Source organism: Bradyrhizobium sp. HKCCYLRH2047, from assembly GCF_051168175.1.
Taxonomy (GTDB): Bacteria; Pseudomonadota; Alphaproteobacteria; order Rhizobiales; family Xanthobacteraceae; genus Bradyrhizobium.
This window is the reverse complement of the sequence record NZ_JBNPUM010000003.1, coordinates 287,901-303,690: the sequence shown is the minus strand read 5'-3', so window position 1 is coordinate 303,690 and position 15,790 is coordinate 287,901. Positions and strand designations below refer to the sequence as shown.

General features: G+C 66.8%; 16 protein-coding genes. 9 read left to right on the top strand and 7 right to left on the bottom strand.

What is annotated here, in order from left to right:
- Positions 1 to 51 precede the first annotated feature (51 nt).
- Complete coding sequence (locus ACQR1D_RS08740) at positions 52 to 207, bottom strand: hypothetical protein (RefSeq protein WP_316180128.1); 156 nt, start codon at positions 205 to 207, stop codon at positions 52 to 54.
- 177 nt (positions 208 to 384) lie between these two features.
- Positions 385 to 1,077: a PilZ domain-containing protein gene (locus tag ACQR1D_RS08735; RefSeq protein WP_434893840.1), complete on the bottom strand. Its 693-nt coding sequence runs from the start codon at positions 1,075 to 1,077 to the stop codon at positions 385 to 387.
- A 718-nt stretch (positions 1,078 to 1,795) separates the two neighbouring features.
- On the opposite strand from ACQR1D_RS08735, the gene cpaB reads away from it, so the two are divergent.
- Genes cpaB through ACQR1D_RS08715 form a run of 4 tightly spaced genes read left to right on the top strand, consistent with a single transcriptional unit; the run spans position 1,796 to position 6,134 of the window.
- Complete coding sequence (gene cpaB, locus ACQR1D_RS08730) at positions 1,796 to 2,611, top strand: Flp pilus assembly protein CpaB (protein ID WP_315712864.1); 816 nt, start codon at positions 1,796 to 1,798, stop codon at positions 2,609 to 2,611.
- A 17-nt stretch (positions 2,612 to 2,628) separates the two neighbouring features.
- Complete coding sequence (locus tag ACQR1D_RS08725) at positions 2,629 to 4,098, top strand: type II and III secretion system protein family protein (RefSeq protein ID WP_315803524.1); 1,470 nt, start codon at positions 2,629 to 2,631, stop codon at positions 4,096 to 4,098.
- Between the two features lie 33 nt (positions 4,099 to 4,131).
- Positions 4,132 to 4,869, top strand: a complete 738-nt coding sequence (locus ACQR1D_RS08720; RefSeq protein ID WP_434893841.1) for a CpaD family pilus assembly protein — start codon at positions 4,132 to 4,134, stop codon at positions 4,867 to 4,869.
- A complete protein-coding gene (locus ACQR1D_RS08715) occupies positions 4,866 to 6,134 on the top strand; it encodes an AAA family ATPase (protein WP_315803526.1) in 1,269 nt (422 codons plus the stop codon). The genes ACQR1D_RS08720 and ACQR1D_RS08715 overlap by 4 nt, the downstream gene beginning before the upstream one ends.
- Positions 6,135 to 6,138: 4 nt before the next feature.
- Here the strand turns inward: ACQR1D_RS08715 and ACQR1D_RS08710 are convergent, their stop codons facing one another.
- The 3 genes from ACQR1D_RS08710 to ACQR1D_RS08700 form a co-directional block, all read right to left on the bottom strand.
- Positions 6,139 to 7,008, bottom strand: a complete 870-nt coding sequence (locus ACQR1D_RS08710; RefSeq protein WP_315803527.1) for a tetratricopeptide repeat protein — start codon at positions 7,006 to 7,008, stop codon at positions 6,139 to 6,141.
- A gap of 85 nt (positions 7,009 to 7,093) precedes the next feature.
- Positions 7,094 to 7,339, bottom strand: a complete 246-nt coding sequence (locus ACQR1D_RS08705) for a PilZ domain-containing protein (RefSeq protein WP_315712872.1) — start codon at positions 7,337 to 7,339, stop codon at positions 7,094 to 7,096.
- Positions 7,340 to 7,475: 136 nt separating this feature from the next.
- Positions 7,476 to 9,398 (bottom strand): FAD-binding monooxygenase, encoded by a 1,923-nt coding sequence (locus ACQR1D_RS08700; RefSeq protein ID WP_434837803.1) that lies wholly within the window; start codon positions 9,396 to 9,398, stop codon positions 7,476 to 7,478.
- A 101-nt stretch (positions 9,399 to 9,499) separates the two neighbouring features.
- On the opposite strand from ACQR1D_RS08700, the gene ACQR1D_RS08695 reads away from it, so the two are divergent.
- Positions 9,500 to 9,955 carry a MarR family winged helix-turn-helix transcriptional regulator gene (locus ACQR1D_RS08695; RefSeq protein WP_315803789.1) on the top strand — a complete coding sequence of 152 codons (456 nt, stop codon included), beginning with the start codon at positions 9,500 to 9,502 and terminating at the stop codon, positions 9,953 to 9,955.
- 244 nt (positions 9,956 to 10,199) lie between these two features.
- Here the strand turns inward: ACQR1D_RS08695 and ACQR1D_RS08690 are convergent, their stop codons facing one another.
- Positions 10,200 to 11,660 carry a flavin-containing monooxygenase gene (locus ACQR1D_RS08690; protein ID WP_434837802.1) on the bottom strand — a complete coding sequence of 487 codons (1,461 nt, stop codon included), beginning with the start codon at positions 11,658 to 11,660 and terminating at the stop codon, positions 10,200 to 10,202.
- A gap of 150 nt (positions 11,661 to 11,810) precedes the next feature.
- Here ACQR1D_RS08690 and ACQR1D_RS08685 point away from each other — a divergent pair, with 150 nt between their 5' ends.
- From ACQR1D_RS08685 to ACQR1D_RS08675, 3 genes are all read left to right on the top strand, one after another.
- Positions 11,811 to 12,536 carry a hypothetical protein gene (locus ACQR1D_RS08685; protein ID WP_434837801.1) on the top strand — a complete coding sequence of 242 codons (726 nt, stop codon included), beginning with the start codon at positions 11,811 to 11,813 and terminating at the stop codon, positions 12,534 to 12,536.
- A 175-nt stretch (positions 12,537 to 12,711) separates the two neighbouring features.
- The gene (locus tag ACQR1D_RS08680) at positions 12,712 to 13,443 is read left to right on the top strand and encodes an alanyl-tRNA editing protein (protein WP_434837800.1); all 732 of its coding nucleotides are present in this window, start codon (positions 12,712 to 12,714) and stop codon (positions 13,441 to 13,443) included.
- Between the two features lie 180 nt (positions 13,444 to 13,623).
- Positions 13,624 to 14,340: a DUF6881 domain-containing protein gene (locus tag ACQR1D_RS08675; RefSeq protein WP_434837799.1), complete on the top strand. Its 717-nt coding sequence runs from the start codon at positions 13,624 to 13,626 to the stop codon at positions 14,338 to 14,340.
- 112 nt (positions 14,341 to 14,452) lie between these two features.
- On the opposite strand, the gene ACQR1D_RS08670 is transcribed toward ACQR1D_RS08675, so the two are convergent.
- Positions 14,453 to 14,938: an AAA family ATPase gene (locus ACQR1D_RS08670; RefSeq protein ID WP_434837798.1), complete on the bottom strand. Its 486-nt coding sequence runs from the start codon at positions 14,936 to 14,938 to the stop codon at positions 14,453 to 14,455.
- Between the two features lie 464 nt (positions 14,939 to 15,402).
- Between ACQR1D_RS08670 and ACQR1D_RS08665 the strand changes: the two genes are divergently transcribed.
- Entirely contained in the window at positions 15,403 to 15,783 is a 381-nt protein-coding gene (locus tag ACQR1D_RS08665) for a hypothetical protein (RefSeq protein WP_316216897.1), read from the top strand.
- Positions 15,784 to 15,790: the final 7 nt, after the last annotated feature.

Here is a 15,790-nt window from a genome sequence, read left to right as displayed (position 1 = left end):
TCTGCGCCGTGGCCCCGTTGCAACAGCCCCCGGCACCGGCTCGCGATCACGCTAGACCCGCGTCAGCTCCTGCAGGCCCTTGAAGGTCAGCCGCTTGGGGTCCCGGACGCCGGCCAGATACATGCGGCGGATGAAGGCGGCCACCGCATCGCGGTCGCAGCCGGTCAGGACGACGATGGCATCCACCGCGGTCTTCTGGGCCTCCATGGGACTGGTCCTCCTGGCAATGCACCCGGCACGCGCAGGCTGTCACGATGCCGATTAACATCGCGTTAACCGTGCAGACGCCGGCCCGTTCCCATGCCGCGATTCCTGCCGCCGCTCCATACGCGAAACCGCGCAGGCCGGAGCGGCCGCCTGTCGCGCGCCGCGGCAGCGCCGCCGTCACACCATGAAGAAGTCCTCGGGCGCCCCGATCAGGCGGTCATCGCCGTGGGCCACAAGCCCCCGCCGCATCGGGCGGACCGGCGGCGTGATGACCCGCCGCTCCAGCTCATTGGCGCCGGGCAACTGATCGACGAAGCGGACGGCGAAGCCGCTGGGGAAATGCCGGATGACGCGACCGATGCAACTGCCCACCGCCAGCGGCGTGCCGATCTCCGGCTGGATCTCCGCCGAGACCGCCGCGCCCGACATCGAGGCATCGATCACGAAGCACGGGATGATGCTGCCGTCGGCGAGCGTCAGCGCCGAATGCGGCGAGTTGGGCACGAAGCGCGCGTCGCGGCGGGAATCGCGGATCGACGGATCCCTCTGTTTCTTCTCCAGCCAGACCAGCTTCTCGGCGAGCTTGGCGCGCTCGGCGCGCGTCATCTCCAGCTCGAGCAGGAAGCCGCCATGCACGGTGTCGCTGATCTCGCCTTCGAACTTGCCGAAATCGCGGAAATACGAGGTCAGGCGATCGCCGACCTTGCCGACGACGGGCACCTCGAGCAGCGCGCGAAACGGCGACACCCGCGTGGTGCGGCAGGCAAAGGATCGCAGCCGTCCTTCCGGGGAATACCAGTTCGGCAGCGTGTAGGACCCGACCGTCTGAATCCTGACCGCGCGCTGCTTCAGGAATCGAGCAACCGACATTGCACGTCTCCCCTCGCCCCCATGATGTCCCCGACGATGGCCCGGCCGCCGCCGCGGCACGATGCGCTAGTTACAATTTCTGCGTGCATTTTAGGTCGTACTAAATCGAATTGGGCATAGCCGCCGTGCCCGGACCGTGCGCGCAAATTGTTGAGGAAATCTGAATGTCGAGACGGAAATCCCGCTCAACGGAATCGTATGTCCAACCCGTTTCGGCTTTCTGAAGATGCGACCCCGTCTGATTACGGTGCAGCATGGCATGCAGTGTCGGCATCGTTCGCCCCCATGGAGAGTTCAGCGCGGACGTTTCGCGTGGCGCAGAGGCAAGTCGTGATCGGCCGATCCGCGCTGCCTCGCGCGACGGCACAACCTCGTCGACGGGGTCGCGTTCCTACGCTCGTGTTGTTAGCAAACGATTCAGCTTAACGAGATTCCCACTGAGGCGCGGCTGCAACTCATGATCTCATTCTGTCGCGCGCGCGCCGACGGATGCGTGCAGGCGCGCCGTGCGCAAATAGCTAACACATTCGCGTCGTTTAACTATTTGCACGCTAACAACCTGTTCACCACTTGCGCAATCGTTGCTTGAGGCAGGTGCCGCGGACCGCCGCGTTCAAGTCTGCTTATACCATTGGCGCTTAGTCGTTAGTGAGGGAGAACGGCTGTCAGTCGTCAGCGTGTTTGCTCCCGGTGTATGAGTAAGAGAGTAGTCACGCGTATGATGACCGCACGCATCGTGGTGTTAACCATCGCTCTCGGCGCGGGCGGCGTTGCGGCCTATCTGGTCAGCAATTCCGACGGCCAGCGGCAGGCGCCGGTGGCGCCGGTCGTGCAGTTGCCGACGGTCGAGGTGCTGGTCGCCAAGACCGACATCGGACTCGGACAGGCGATCAAGCCCGGCGACCTGATCTGGCAGACATGGCCGGAGGCCGCGAGCAACATCTTCATCCGGCGCGGCGACCGTCCCGAGGCAGCCAATCAGCTGGTCGGCACCATCGCCCGCTCGCCGTTCGTCATCGGCGAGCCGATCCGCGAGCAGAAGCTGGTGAAGGCGGACGGCTCCGGCTTCATGGCGGCGATCCTGCCCGCGGGCATGCGCGCGATCTCCACCGAGATCTCGCCCGAGACCGGCGCCGGCGGCTTCATCCTGCCGAACGACCGCGTCGACGTCATCCTGTCGAAGCGCGACAAGAACCCTGACAAGCCCGGCGCCGCCGACTTCGTCAGCTCCGAGATCATTCTCTCCAACGTCCGCGTGCTCGCGATCGATCAGGCACCGAAGGAGAAGGAAGGCCAGAACACCGTCGTCGGCAAGACGGTGACGCTCGAGCTCAGGCCCGAGCAGGCCGAGACCCTGGCGCGCGCGCGCCAGGCCGGCTCGCTGGCGCTGGCGCTGCGCAGCATCGCCGACGTGAACGCAGCCGACGGCAACAAGACCGAGGCACAGCAACAGCAGCAGCAGATGGCGCGACGGGGCAGCGCCATCGAGATCATTCGCTATGGGATCACGAGCTCGCTCACGGCGCAGAAGTGATCGAAAGGACGTGGAAGATGATGGGTGGGCATCAACGCGCAACGTTCGGGACGTGGGTCGTCCGCGCGCTATCGACATCGGCCGTGATCGGGCTTGCGCTCAATCCGGCGCTGACGCCGGTGAAGGCGGCTGACGACAGGCTCGAGACACCCGTGGTGTCGGTCGGCTCGTCGAAGATGCGCTTCCTCTCCCTCGGCATCGGCAAGTCCGTGGTCGTCGACTTCCCGCAGGACGTCAAGGACGTGCTGGTCGCCGATCCCAAGGTCGCCAACGCCGTCGTTCGTTCGGCCCGGCGCGCCTACATCATCGGCGCGGCGGTCGGCCAGACCAACGTGGTGTTCTTCGACGGCGAGGGACAGCAGGTCGCGGCCTACGACATCGCGATCAAGCGCGACCTCAACGGCGTGCGCCAGGCGCTGAGCCAGAGCATTCCCGGCGTGAAGATCGACGGCGTCGGCGAGGGCGTGATCTTGACCGGATCGGTGTCGAGCCCAGTCGAGGCGCAGCAGGCCGGGGAAATCGCCGCACGGCTGGTCGGCGGCGCCGACAAGGTGGTCAACTCGATCGTCGTGCGCGGCCGCGACCAGGTGATGCTGAAGGTCAACGTGTCGGAGGTCCGGCGCGAGATCGTCAAGCAGCTCGGCATCGATCTGAGCGCCAGCCTGAACTACGGCACCGCAGTGGTGAACTTCAACAACACCAATCCGTTCACCGCCTATGGCAAGTCGCTGGTCGGGACCAATGGCCTGTCCGCCACAGGCGGCGGCTTGTCGTCGGTCTCGGCGACGCTGCGCGCGATGGAGACGGCCGGTGTCGTCAAGACGCTGGCCGAGCCCAACCTGACCGCGATCTCCGGCGAATCCGCGACCTTCATCGCGGGCGGCGAATTCCCGATTCCCGGCGGCTATTCGTGCGATCCGACGACGCGGGTCTGCAGCACGTCGATCACCTACAAGAAGTTCGGCATCTCGCTCAACTTCACGCCCGTCGTGCTCGGCGAAGGCCGCATCAGCCTGCGGGTGATGACGGAGGTGTCGGAGCTGTCGAACGACAATGCGATCACGGTGTCCTACGCGCTGACCTCGGCCTCGACCTCGTCGGTGACGATCCCCGCCATCCGCACCCGCCGCGCCGAGACCACGGTCGAGATTCCTTCCGGCGGCTCGATGGCGATGGCCGGCCTGATCCAGAACCAGACCAAGCAGGCGATCAACGGCCTGCCCGGGCTCAATCAGCTGCCGGTGCTCGGCCAGCTGTTCCGCAGCCAGGACTACGTCAACAACGAGACCGAGCTGATGGTGATGGTGACGCCCTATGTGGTGCGCGCCGTCGCCCAGAAGGAGCTGTCGCGTCCGGACGACGGCTTTGCGCCGGCCACCGACTCGGAGTCGGCGCTGCTCGGCCGCATGAACCGGCTGTACGGCATCGCCGCCAAGGTCGACGCGGCCACGGGGCAGCCGGCCGGCTTCGGCTTCATCATCGACTGAGGTTGCGGGACGACGGGGCACGGGGGAACGATCATGTCGGCAACATCCACACGAGACGGCGGACGCACGCTGCGCCGGATCGGCGCCATCGCGGGGCTGGCGCTCACGCTCGGCGCCTGCAACGCCACCACCGGTGAGGTCGTCGCGACGATCCCGGACGACTACAGGATTCGCCATCCGATCGCGATCGAGGAAGGCCGGCAGTCGACCGTCGTCTTCGTCGGCAGCGGCCGCGGCGGCCTGACCTACCAGCAGCGCGTCGACGTCGCGGGGCTTGCGCGCTCATGGCTGCGCGAAGGCACCGGTGGAATCATGGCGGAGGTGCCGACGGGCACGTCGAACGCGCGCGCCGCGGCCGACGCCTATCGCGAGATTCGCGCCGTGCTGACCGCCGGCGGCGTTCCCTCGCACGCGATCACCCTGCGCAACACCATGCCGGACGATCCGCGGCAGCTCGCCGTCATCCGGCTGAGCTATCCGAAGATCGCCGCCGTCGCCGGCCCCTGCGGGCTGTGGCCGGACGATCTCGGGCCGAACATCGACAATCGCGGCTACAGCAGCAACCAGCACTATCAGAATTTCGGCTGCGCCACGCAGCGCAACCTCGCCGCGATGATCGACAACCCGGCCGATCTCGAGCAGCCGCGCTCGGAGATCGCCGCCTACACGCCGCGCCGCTCCGCTTTGTTCGAGAAGTACCGCAAGGGCGAGTCGACCGCGGTGGCGTATCCGGAGTCCGAGAAGGCCAAGCTCAGCGATACAGGCAAATGATCAACGCGTCCCGTCAAAGCCAGGACGAGCCGGCCGCCCCCAGCGGCCCCGTGCTCGACGACCACATCGCGCCGGTGCCGCGCGTCTCCGTGCAGGCGTTCTGCGAGACCGACCAGACCTCGGCCGCGATCCTCGCAGCCAGCCAGGACCGCCGGCTCGGCAAGGCGCACATCACGATCAAGGCGGGCGGCATGGCGCGCGCCATCGAGACCTATCATTCGCAGCCGACGCCGAACGTCATCGTGATCGAGACCAGGCCCGGCGGCGACATTCTCGGCGGCCTCGACGATCTCGCCAGCGTCTGCGATCCGGGCACCCGCGTGGTGCTGATCGGCAGCCCGGCCGACGGCGTCGCCTATCGCGAGCTGGTCCGGCGCGGCGTCAACGACTACGTGATCGGCCCGGTCGAGACCATCGACGTCATCCGCTCGGTCTGCAGCCTGTTCTCAGCCTCGGAGGCCGTGATCACCGGCCGCATCATCGCCGTGGTCGGCGCCAAGGGCGGCGTCGGCGCCTCCACCGTCGCCCACAACGTCGCCTGGAGCATGGCGCGCGACCTGACGCTGGATTCCGTCGTCATCGATCTCGACATGGCGTTCGGCACCGCGGGACTGGACTACAACCAGGATCCGCTGCAGGGCATCGCCAACGCCGTGTTCCAGCCCGACAGGCCGGATACGGCGCTGATGGAGCGCCTGCTCGCCAAATGCACCGAAAATCTCAACCTGCTCGCCGCGCCCGCGACCCTCGACCGCGTCTATGATTTCGGCGCCGACGCGTTCGACGCCATCTTCGACACCCTGCGCATGACCCAGCAATGCATCGTGCTCGACGTGCCGCACCAATGGTCGGCCTGGACGCGGCACGCGCTGATCAATGCCGACGACATCCTCGTGGTCGCCGAGCCCGATCTGGCGAACCTGCGCAACGCCAAGAACCTGCTCGGCGTGCTCAAGGCCTCGCGTCCCAACGACCGGCCGCCGCTGTACTGCCTGAACCAGGTCGGCATGCCCAAGCGGCCGGAGATCGACCTGAAGCGCTTCGCCAAGACGGTCGAGGCCGAGCCGGTCGCGATCATCCCGTTCGACTGCAAGCTGTTCGGCACCGCCGCCAACAACGGCCAGATGATCGCGGAGATCGCGGCGCTGAGCCGCACGCCAAAACTGTTCCAGGACATCGCCAACCGGCTGACGGGGCGGATCGACCACAAGCCGCAGCGCAGCTCGCTGCTGGCGCCGATCGCAAAGCTGCTCGGCGCGAAATAGCGCTTCAGTCGTCGGATCGGCTGAGCGCCCGCGCCAGCGCCTTGTCGGGCTCGCCGGCCACCGGACGGTCACGGCGCGGCGACAGCTCGCGCTGCGCGATCTTGCGGCGCTCCAGGATGCGCTTGACATAGGCGACGCTGGCGCTGGCCTGCTCCGGCGGCAGTCCTGATCGCGCGATGCTCTCGGCCTCGCTCATCCGGCCCTCCAGCCCGACGATGACGGCGAGGTTGGTCCTGACCCGCGGGCTGGCATCGGGATGCGCGCTCGCCTTGCGCAACTGCTCCTCGGCCTTCGGCAGCTCGTTCGTGAGCGCGTAGGAGAGACCGAGATTGGACAGCACGGACGGGTCGTCAGGGGCGATCTTCAGCGCCGTCATGTAGTATTGCCGGGCCTCCTCGTTGCGCCCCATCTGGTCGAGCGTGGCGCCCTGCGCCGACAGGATGCGCCAGTCGGGATCCTCGGGCGAATGCGCGCGGCTGAGCACGTCGAACGCCTGCTGGAAATTGCCGTTGTCGGCGAGCGCACGGCCATAGGCCGCAAGCAGCGTCCTGTTGCCGGGGCTTGCGATGCTCGCCTGCTCCAGCACGGCGACGGCCTGCGAGCGCTGGCCGGTGGCGCGCAGGGCGCTGCCATAGCGCAGCGCCACCTCGGGATCGTCGGGACTGGCGCGGAAGCGCTCGCGAAGCTGGTCGATCTCGGCGCGCGGGTCGGCGGCGGCAGCGCGGCTCTTTTCGGGATTGCCGCCCAGTGCCCCCGTGACCTCGCTGAGATCGGTGGTCTGGCAGGCGCCGAGACCGAGCAGCACGGCCGTGAACGACAGCGCGAACGCGGCCGGCCGGAGCAGAGGGAGAGAGCGGAGGGGCCGCGTACGCATGCAACTGAACTACTTCGGGACCAGATGATCTGCACGCTGGCAGATTAACCCTAAGGTCCCGTTAAGCGGCCGCGGCCGGCCCGCCTCAATCGATGAATTCGGCGCCGAACTCGCAGCCGATGCGCCAGGCCAGCCGGCACTTGCGCTGGTGGTCGGGCGCGAAGACGATGGTGAACTGCGGGGGAATCTCGACGAATTCGGCGATCACCTTGACGCCGCCGTCGGAAATATCCGTGACCGTGCAGTCGCGCGGCAGGCTGCCGTTGCCGTAGTGAATCTTCGCGATCCTCCTGCACAGCCGACGTTCACTCTTGCGACGGTTCGCCAACATCAACATTTCGACGTCTCACCCACTCGATCGTCCATTCCGGAGACCTCGTTTGTAGCGAGGAAACCTTGGGATCTGACTAGCGCCAAGCCCTGAAATCCAGGGGCCGGATTTGGATTTCGTTTACCCTCTGCGTCCCTCAGCGGACCGGCAGCAGCACACGATCGAAATACGCCGACAGCCTCCTGACGTCGTCGAGTGGCAGGACGTCGGCGACATACTGATCGGGCCGCACGATCACGATGCAGCCCGCCGCGCGATCGACGCCGCGCATCGCAAAGATGTCCTGGCCGCTCTTCAGATCGGCACAGAACATCTTCTCGTAGTCGATGAGGCCGTAACGGCCCTTGCGCGGCAGCAGCAGCTCCGGCATTCGTTCGAGCGCGAGCTCGCGATGCCCCTGCTGGAACACCGCGCGCAGATCGATCACGGAGTCGATGTCGGCGCCCGCCGGGGTGTAGCGGCGCAGGGGTGAGGCGGAATCCTCGCTGAGGAATGTGCACAGGCTGCGGATCGCGGACCCCGGCGCGGCCGGATCCTCTGCCGCCGCGAAGGCGAAGATGCGGAAGCGGCCGTCGGCCTGGACGACGTGGCCGAGCTGCACCGGCTTGGCGTCGCCGAGCCGGATGACCGGCGCCGAGTGAAAGCGCTTGCCGATGACGAAGCCTGTGGCGAGCGGCTGGAAGGTGTCGTCGCCGGTGAGGACGGAGGGCCGATAGTGCGTGGCGGTGCCCGCCGTGTAGCGGCCGTGGCGCACGAAATAGTCCTGCGTCTTGGCCGCATCGGCGCCGCCCTGCTTGGCGGCGGAAGCGAGAATTCCTGCCCATTCGCGATCGAAATCGATCAGCTCCTGGGCGATGGCCCGCCGCTCGGCCGAATAGCTGTGCAGGATCTCCGGCGCGCAGCGCTTGCCCAGCACGGCGGCGAGCTTCCAGCCGAGATTGAACGTGTCCTGCATCGAGACGTTCATGCCCTGCCCCGCCTTCGGGCTGTGGGTGTGGCAGGCGTCGCCGGCGATAAAGACGCGCGGCAGCCGCGTTGCGACCTCCGCCTCCGGCACGTCGTCGAACTTGTCGGTGATGCGCTGGCCAATCTCATAGACCGACCACCACGCGACCTCCTTCACTTGAAGCGTATATGGCGCGAGAATGCGCTGCGCCTTGGCGATCACTTCGTCGACGGTGATGTTGCGGCCCGCCACGCGCTCGCCGACCTCGAGCTTGGCAAGCTCGACATAGAGCCGGACGAGATAGCCGCCCTCGCGCGGGATCACCAGGAGGCTGCCGTCCTTGGCGGACTGGATCAGCGACTTGAAGCGGATGTCGGGAAAATCGGTGACGGCGAGCACGTCCATCACGCCCCAGGCGTGATTGGCGGAATCGCCGTGCAGCTCGCGGCCGATCGCCTTGCGCACGATGCTGCGTGCACCGTCACAGCCGACCACGTAGCGCGCCTTGATGGTCTCGACCTGGCCTTCATGCTCCGGATCGATGCGGTCGAAGCTGACGGTCACGCCGTGTGCGTCATTGCCTGCGGACGGATCGATATGAAGGTCCCGCAGTCGCCGGGCGTAGTGCGGCTCGAGCTTCGCGGCCGAACGGCGCATCACGTCCAGGAAGAAGTCGTGCACGCGGGCCTGGTTGAGCACGACATGCGGCATCTCCGACAGGCCATCCTCCACGTCCTGCACGCGGCCGCTGCGCGCAATATGCGCGCGGTTGGCGTCATCGGGCTTCCAGAACGTGGTCTCGTTGATCCAGCAGGCTTCCCTCAGCACTTTCTCGGCGAAGCCATAGGCCTGGAACATCTCCATGGTGCGGCAAGCGATGCCGTCGGCCTGGCCGAGCAGCAGCCGGCCGGGCTTCTGCTCGACGATGCAGGTCTTGATGTCGGGGAAGGCAGAGAGCTGGGCGGCGAGATTGAGGCCCGCCGGGCCGCAGCCGACGATGAGGACGTCGGCCTCGGCCGGCAGCGGGCTGCTCGCGCCGGCGCTCGCGACACGTTCGGCCGTGTCGAAGATTTCGGGATCGCCCGGCTGGAAGCCATTGAGATGAAACTGCACGTGACCACCCTCCCTCGCTGTTCCTTATTGATCAGTATGCTGATCATCAGTATGCTTGTCAAGCTGGTGACAGGAGATTCGAATTGACCGAGATGCGGGACATGCCGGGGCACCTGGCGCGCCGGTTTCAGCAGATCGCCGTGGCGGTGTTTCTGGCGGAGGTGGAAGCGGCCGGCTTCGACCTGACGCCGGTGCAATATGCGGCGCTGGCGGCGATCGCGGCCAACCCGGCGATCGACCAGATCACGCTCGCTGGCCTGATCGCCTATGACCGCACCACGATCACCGGCGTGATCGACCGGCTCGCACAGAAAGGCCTCGTTGTCCGCCGAGCGAGCGCGCGCGACCGCCGGTCACGGGAGCTGTTGATCACCGATGAGGGGAAAAGGACGCTGGAGGCGATCACGCCGGCGGTCGAGGCCGCGCAGCGGCTGATGGTGCGCGGCCTCAGCGCGGCCGAGGCGAACGAGCTGGTGCGCCTGATGCGCAAGGCGATCGCCGCCGCCAACGACCTCAGCCGCGCGCCGCTGCGGGAGGGGGCGGCGGAGGAGCGGTGAAGGTTGCTCCAGCTCCACCCCACCATGCGCACGGTCGCGCCCGATAAAAACTGACGCTGACACCGTCGTTGCGGCCATCCTTCGAGACGCCCGCCTGCGGCGGGCTCCTCAGGATGAGGATCGAGTGCGTGGCGAAATCCTCTGCGGTGGCGAGATGTTTCCCCTCATGGTGAGGAGGCGCGAAGCGCCGTGTCGAACCATGAGGCCCGAGATCGCGCCGACGATCCGACGGAGCGCCCTGCCCTCACGAATACCGCATCACGCCATCGTCGACCTTGCCGAAGCGCAGGGAGACGATATCGAGGGCGTAGTTCTGGTACAGCCGCCACGGCCGCTTCGAGCCTTGTTTCGGCAGCTCGGCGACCGAGCGCTGCACATAGCCGGAGCTGAAGCTCAGCGACGGCAGCGGCGTGACGGTGGCGTCGTCATTGTGCGGCACGCATTGGCGGTAGCCGTGCCGGTCCATGTAGTTGAGGAGCCGGCAGACATATTCGCAGGTGAGGTCGCATTTCAGCGTCCACGACGCGTTGGTGTAGCCGAGCGTCGCCGCCAGGTTCGGCACGTCGGAATACATCATGCCCTTGTAGTTGAGCGTCTTGGCGAAATCGACGGTGCGCCCGTCCACGACGACCTCGAGGCCGCCGAGCACCTGCAGCACCAGGCCGGTCGCGGTGACCACGACATCGGCCTCGATCTCGCGGCCGTCGGCGAGGCGCAGGCCGCGCTCGGTGAAGGTCTCGATCCCGGCCGTCACCACCGAGGCACGCTGCTCGCGAATGGTCTTGAACAGGTCGCCGTCCGGCACCAGGCACAACCGCTGGTCCCACGGGTTGTAGCGCGGCGTGAAATGGGTGGCGACGTCGTAATCGGGACCCAGCGCGGCGCGCACCCCGCCCAGGATCAGCTGCTTGACCCGCTGCGGCTTGCGCCGGCTGAGCTGGAAGAAATACATCCCGAACAGCACGTTGCGCCAGCGGATCAGGTGATAGGCGAGAGCGGCGGGCAGATGCCGGCGGAGCTTGTTGGCGAGCGCGTCCTGCGCCGGGCGCGACACCACATAGGTCGGCGAGCGCTGCAGCATCGTCACATGCGCGGCGGACTTGGCCATCGCCGGCACCAATGTGACCGCGGTCGCGCCGGAGCCGATCACGACGACGCGCTTGCCGGCATAGTCGAGGTCCTCAGGCCAGGCCTGCGGATGCACGATGCGGCCCTTGAAATCGGCCATGCCCTTGAAGTCCGGCAGGTAGCCCTTTTCGTAGCGGTAGTAGCCGGAGCACATGAACAGAAAGCCTGAGGTCATCCGCACGGTCTCGACCGTGCCCTGCTCCGTCCGGCGCTCGGCCTCGACGGTCCAGCATGCGTCCGCGCTCGACCACGACGCACGCCGGACCCGATGGTTGAACCGGATGTGGCGGTCGATGCCGTTCTCGGTCGCGGTGTCCTGGACATATTTCAGGATCTGCGGCCCGTCGGCGATCGCCTTCGGATCTGTCCACGGCTTGAACGAATAGCCAAGCGTGTACATGTCGCTGTCGGAGCGGATGCCGGGATAGCGGAACAGGTCCCATGTGCCGCCGATCGCGCCCCGCCCCTCCAGGATCGCGAAGCGCTTGCCCGGGCACTTGTGCTGCAGATGATAGGCGGCGGCGATGCCGGACAGCCCGGCGCCGACGATCAGCACGTCGACATGCTCTGTTGACATACGGTGTTCCTGGCGTTTCCTGGTGCAGCTTTCTTGCTCTGGCTGCGGACAGTCGCAACCCGGCCCGTCGCTGTCAAATCGCCGGCGCATTCGTCGTCGGTCAACCCTCCTCCGCTATCAGCGGGAAACACCCTCGATACGGATCTGGCGATGAACGCTCCCCACCCGCGCGACGACAGGCCCGGCGACAATGACGGCCCCGGCGGCAGTGGCGCGCCGTCACAGCGCATCGCCCTGGGCTTCTCGCTGTTCGCAATCGGGCTCGCAGCCTGGTCGCTCTTCCCGAGCTTTCCGGCCGGCCAGCTGATCGCGGTCGTCACCGTCATTCCGCTGCTGGCGCTCGTCCTCACCTTGCGCTTTCCCGGGCGGTTCCGCATCGGCCTCGGCTCCGGCTACGGCGCCAATCTCGGCACCGGTTGCATCGTGGCGGCCGGCACGCTCGCCGCGCGCACGCTGTCGGACGTCAATCTCGTCAGCTGGCTGCCGCTGACGGCCTTCGCAGCCGCGGTCGCGATCATTTTCCTCATCGTCGCCGCGCGGTTCGAAACCCAGCTCCGCCGGCGCGGCTGGCGGCTGCTGCTCGCTGCCGTCTTCGTTGCCGCCTATGCGTTCGGAGCGCTCGGCCAGTTCAACACCGCGCTCGACCGCTCGGCGCCGGCGCTGCTGCGCAGCCGCGTGCTGTCAAAGCATCTCGGCCACAGCCGGCTCGCCACACATCAGGTGACGCTCGAGCCGTGGGGCCCGTTCGCGAGAGCCACCGATGCACATGTTGCGCAGGCGCTGTACGAAAGGTTGCAGCCGGGCGACACCGTGTGCCTGCGCCTGGGCGATGGCGCGTTTCGCATGGCGTGGTTCACGGTGGCCGCATGCCGTTGAGACCCGGCGCTGCGGCCGAGACAGGAAGGGCCATTTGCGCAGCGCGGCGATACTGCGTATCGTCGTAGTTTCGTGGCCCGCATGAGCGCAGCCATATGCGGGGCCTCACGCGCCGTCTCGATGAACCCGGACGTCGCTCCGCTCATCCGAGCTATGCGATTGCGAGCCGTTCTGCATGACCGACTTCCTGCCCCGCCCTTTCGCTGTCGATCGTCCCGACGTGCTGGAGCTCGACATCACCGCGCTCGACGCGCGCCCCGGCGCGGTGCTGGTGGCGCGCTCGCCATTCTATCCCGGCGGCGGCGGCCAGTTGCCGGACCGCGGCACGATCGCGTGGAACGGGATCGTCCGCGTCGTCACCGGGTTCGAGCCGACCGCCGACGGCATCTGGCACCTGATCGGTGATGACGCCATCCCGGACGGGGCGATCGAGCTGCGCGTCGATCCGGCGTTCCGGCAGCGCATGAGCGAGCAGCACACGGTGGCGCATCTCGTCAACAGCGCCGTCTACACCCAGTTCGACGGCGCGCTGCTGACCGGCGTCCGCATGACCGAGACCGACGAATTCAGCGTCGACTTCGACCTGCCCAAGGTGGCGCCGGAGCAGCTCCGTGCGGTGGAAGACGCGGTGAATGCCGCGATCTCGGACGATCGTCCGGTGCGTGCTTTCGACATGCCCTATGACGACGCGCAGGCGACCGCGGGACTGTTCCGTGCCAAATCGGTCGCACCGCCGCGCCAGGCCGACGGCCTGATCCGCATCGTCGACATCGACGGCCTCGACCGCCAGGCCTGCGGCGGCACGCATCTCACCTCGACGGCGCGGGCGCGGCGCATCCGCATCCTCAAGGTAGATAACAAGGGACGGCAGAACCGAAGGTTCAGGATTGGGCTCGGCCAAGCATAGCAGCCCGCAGCCCGGATGGTCAGCTCCGCTTCGCCGCGATTCGTCCCGATCATCAGCGCCATTCGATGTCGAGGAAGTACGCTGACGCTTGGGACGGAGCCAGCATGACGGGTACACGTTGACAGAAGCCCGTTAGATCTCTTGTGAGCGTAAGCAGCTGCGTAGGGACCGGATCAGCCAATGCCGCGCGTTGAACAGATCTTCGACTATCGCTTCCCGAACGTCGACATGGCCATCGTGACAGTGAGACGGCCGCTGACCGAGCTCGCGGCAAGCCATGGCTGGACGGCGGAGACTTGGCAGGAGGACGGACTCGGCGACGCCTCAGGCGTGCTCCTCAGGCTCGGGTCGGGGCGCACTGTTCTTCTGATGGAGCTGCGCCATGCGGTCGAGCATCTCGGCGAGACGGGACCGACGGCCTTCATCGATGGCGCTGAGCTCGCCACACATGGGGTCGCAATCTTGCTCGCCGAACTCCTCGCGGCGCTGAGCTTGACGGAACAGGACACGAGCTGGATCGCGCCGCCCGAAAGCCAGCAAGCCGCGCTCGACTTCATAAACCATCTCCGCACCCTACCACCACCGCCGTCCGTCGGGCCGCCCGATAGCTACATGCACACAATCAATCCCCCGGACGGCGATATCGAAATCGAGTGCTATGGCGAGCTCGATCGGGATCGTTATCCGATCAGATGGATCAGGAAGTATCCCGGCGGCCGGTTTGAGACTTGCAGCTACGCCCAGGCGAACTGGCGCGACATGATGCCGGAAGGCGCGATTCCGTCCATTTCCGAGATCAATGATCTCAGCGGATTTTCCGCGCGCAATATCTCGGCTTCCGAATTTGAAGCGGCCTGGCGGGTCGCTCTGGGCTTCCAAGTGACGAGCGAGACGTAACGTCGCGGACGTCGCGCGTGTCGCCAAAGCCCCTGATTTGCAGGCCCGCCGTAGCCCGTAGCCCGGATGTCGCTGTGCTCATCCGGGCCACGCAACTGTCTCAGGTTTCCAGCTAATGTACGATCACGTTGAACCCTTCGTCCGCCGTCGGCGCCACGAAGTAGCTCGTGAACAGGTCGAACTCCTCGTCGGTCACCGTGAAGGCGTGGCGGCCTTCCGCGTTGCGCGCGCGCAGCCGCGCCTTGCAGACCTCGTCGGGCACGTCGAGATGATGCAGCTGGTGCGGCGCGCCGGCTGCTTCGAACAGGCCGCGCATCCAGGCGCGGCTCGCCGGCGTGTTGGCGGGAAAGTCGAGCACGACGGAAACGCCGGCCCGCAGTAGCGCGACGACGTGCGGCCCCATCACGCTGCGCAGCCGTGACGAATTGCGCACGTAGTCGGCCAGGGTGCTCTGCTCGCCGGGATAGAGCCGCGCCAGCCAGTCGTCCTCGGCGATCACGATGGTGCCTGAACGGCGGCCGAGCTCCGCGGTGAGAGTCGATTTGCCGGCAGCGATCTTGCCGCACACGAGGTGCAGCGTCGGTTGGTTGGGAGACATGGATACAGACCTCGCGTGCGGCGCCGCTTGGAACGCCAGAGATTTTCACAAAGAATTTCGCAGGCAAACGCCCGGCCCGACGGATCAGGCCGGGTCGGTAATTCGGCTGCCCAGTGCAGCGCCTGCGACGTGAATGCGGTAGGTCATGAGGATGTATCTGACAGTTGTTGGCGACGGCGTCCAGACCCGGCCTCATCCGTTGCTCGAAACCGCGCCGCGATTGAGTTTGACTCGCAGGACGCAGGACGCCAGCATGTCACTCACGCCGCGGCTCACGACAGAGTTGAAGCCACTTCACTGTGGCCGAATTGATCCACCGTGACGGGAGTCGACGACGGCGCAGATACTCCATTGCCAATGCGACGTTCGCTCCTGTAGTTCATTCCAAGGGGTGGGAGCGTCAGCCGGTGGCTCGTCAGGGGCGTCAACGACAAGGCATCGCATCAGGACGACGTGAGGCGCGCATGCGCTCAGCGCGGCGGCGCGCAGCGCTGTCGCGGCTCGGCGGCGCTCTCGTCTGGTTTGCGGCATGGGCCCTGATCTTCCAGTCCGCGCTGGCGCTCTCCGCGATGAGCGCTGCGGTTGCGGCTCCCGACGCCGTCGCCATCATCTGTCAGAGCTCCACCGACGGTCCGACGTCGGACGACATCGGCACTGCGGCCAAGCAATGCGCGAGCTGTCCGTTCTGTGCGCTCGGGCGCGGCGTCACCGTCCCGCACGTACCCGCCGTGGCGCGGCCGATGCAGATGGTCGTGGCGATCCTGATCGAGCGGACCGACCTCGTTGCGGCACCCCGGCCTGCGCTCGAACTGCCGGTCGCTCGCGGACCACCGGCGGCCGTCTAGGCCGACA

What these genes read in the sequence shown, in the direction of transcription:
- ACQR1D_RS08740 (WP_316180128.1), bottom strand. Translation starts at nt 207, where the DNA reads ATGGAGGCCCAGAAGACCGCGGTGGATGCCATCGTCGTCCTGACCGGC.
- ACQR1D_RS08735 (WP_434893840.1), bottom strand. Translation starts at nt 1,077, where the DNA reads ATGTCGGTTGCTCGATTCCTGAAGCAGCGCGCGGTCAGGATTCAGACG.
- cpaB (WP_315712864.1), top strand. Translation starts at nt 1,796, where the DNA reads ATGATGACCGCACGCATCGTGGTGTTAACCATCGCTCTCGGCGCGGGC.
- ACQR1D_RS08725 (WP_315803524.1), top strand. Translation starts at nt 2,629, where the DNA reads ATGATGGGTGGGCATCAACGCGCAACGTTCGGGACGTGGGTCGTCCGC.
- ACQR1D_RS08720 (WP_434893841.1), top strand. Translation starts at nt 4,132, where the DNA reads ATGTCGGCAACATCCACACGAGACGGCGGACGCACGCTGCGCCGGATC.
- ACQR1D_RS08715 (WP_315803526.1), top strand. Translation starts at nt 4,866, where the DNA reads ATGATCAACGCGTCCCGTCAAAGCCAGGACGAGCCGGCCGCCCCCAGC.
- ACQR1D_RS08710 (WP_315803527.1), bottom strand. Translation starts at nt 7,008, where the DNA reads ATGCGTACGCGGCCCCTCCGCTCTCTCCCTCTGCTCCGGCCGGCCGCG.
- ACQR1D_RS08705 (WP_315712872.1), bottom strand. Translation starts at nt 7,339, where the DNA reads ATGTTGGCGAACCGTCGCAAGAGTGAACGTCGGCTGTGCAGGAGGATC.
- ACQR1D_RS08695 (WP_315803789.1), top strand. Translation starts at nt 9,500, where the DNA reads ATGCCGGGGCACCTGGCGCGCCGGTTTCAGCAGATCGCCGTGGCGGTG.
- ACQR1D_RS08690 (WP_434837802.1), bottom strand. Translation starts at nt 11,660, where the DNA reads ATGTCAACAGAGCATGTCGACGTGCTGATCGTCGGCGCCGGGCTGTCC.
- ACQR1D_RS08685 (WP_434837801.1), top strand. Translation starts at nt 11,811, where the DNA reads ATGAACGCTCCCCACCCGCGCGACGACAGGCCCGGCGACAATGACGGC.
- ACQR1D_RS08680 (WP_434837800.1), top strand. Translation starts at nt 12,712, where the DNA reads ATGACCGACTTCCTGCCCCGCCCTTTCGCTGTCGATCGTCCCGACGTG.
- ACQR1D_RS08675 (WP_434837799.1), top strand. Translation starts at nt 13,624, where the DNA reads ATGCCGCGCGTTGAACAGATCTTCGACTATCGCTTCCCGAACGTCGAC.
- ACQR1D_RS08670 (WP_434837798.1), bottom strand. Translation starts at nt 14,938, where the DNA reads ATGTCTCCCAACCAACCGACGCTGCACCTCGTGTGCGGCAAGATCGCT.
- ACQR1D_RS08665 (WP_316216897.1), top strand. Translation starts at nt 15,403, where the DNA reads ATGCGCTCAGCGCGGCGGCGCGCAGCGCTGTCGCGGCTCGGCGGCGCT.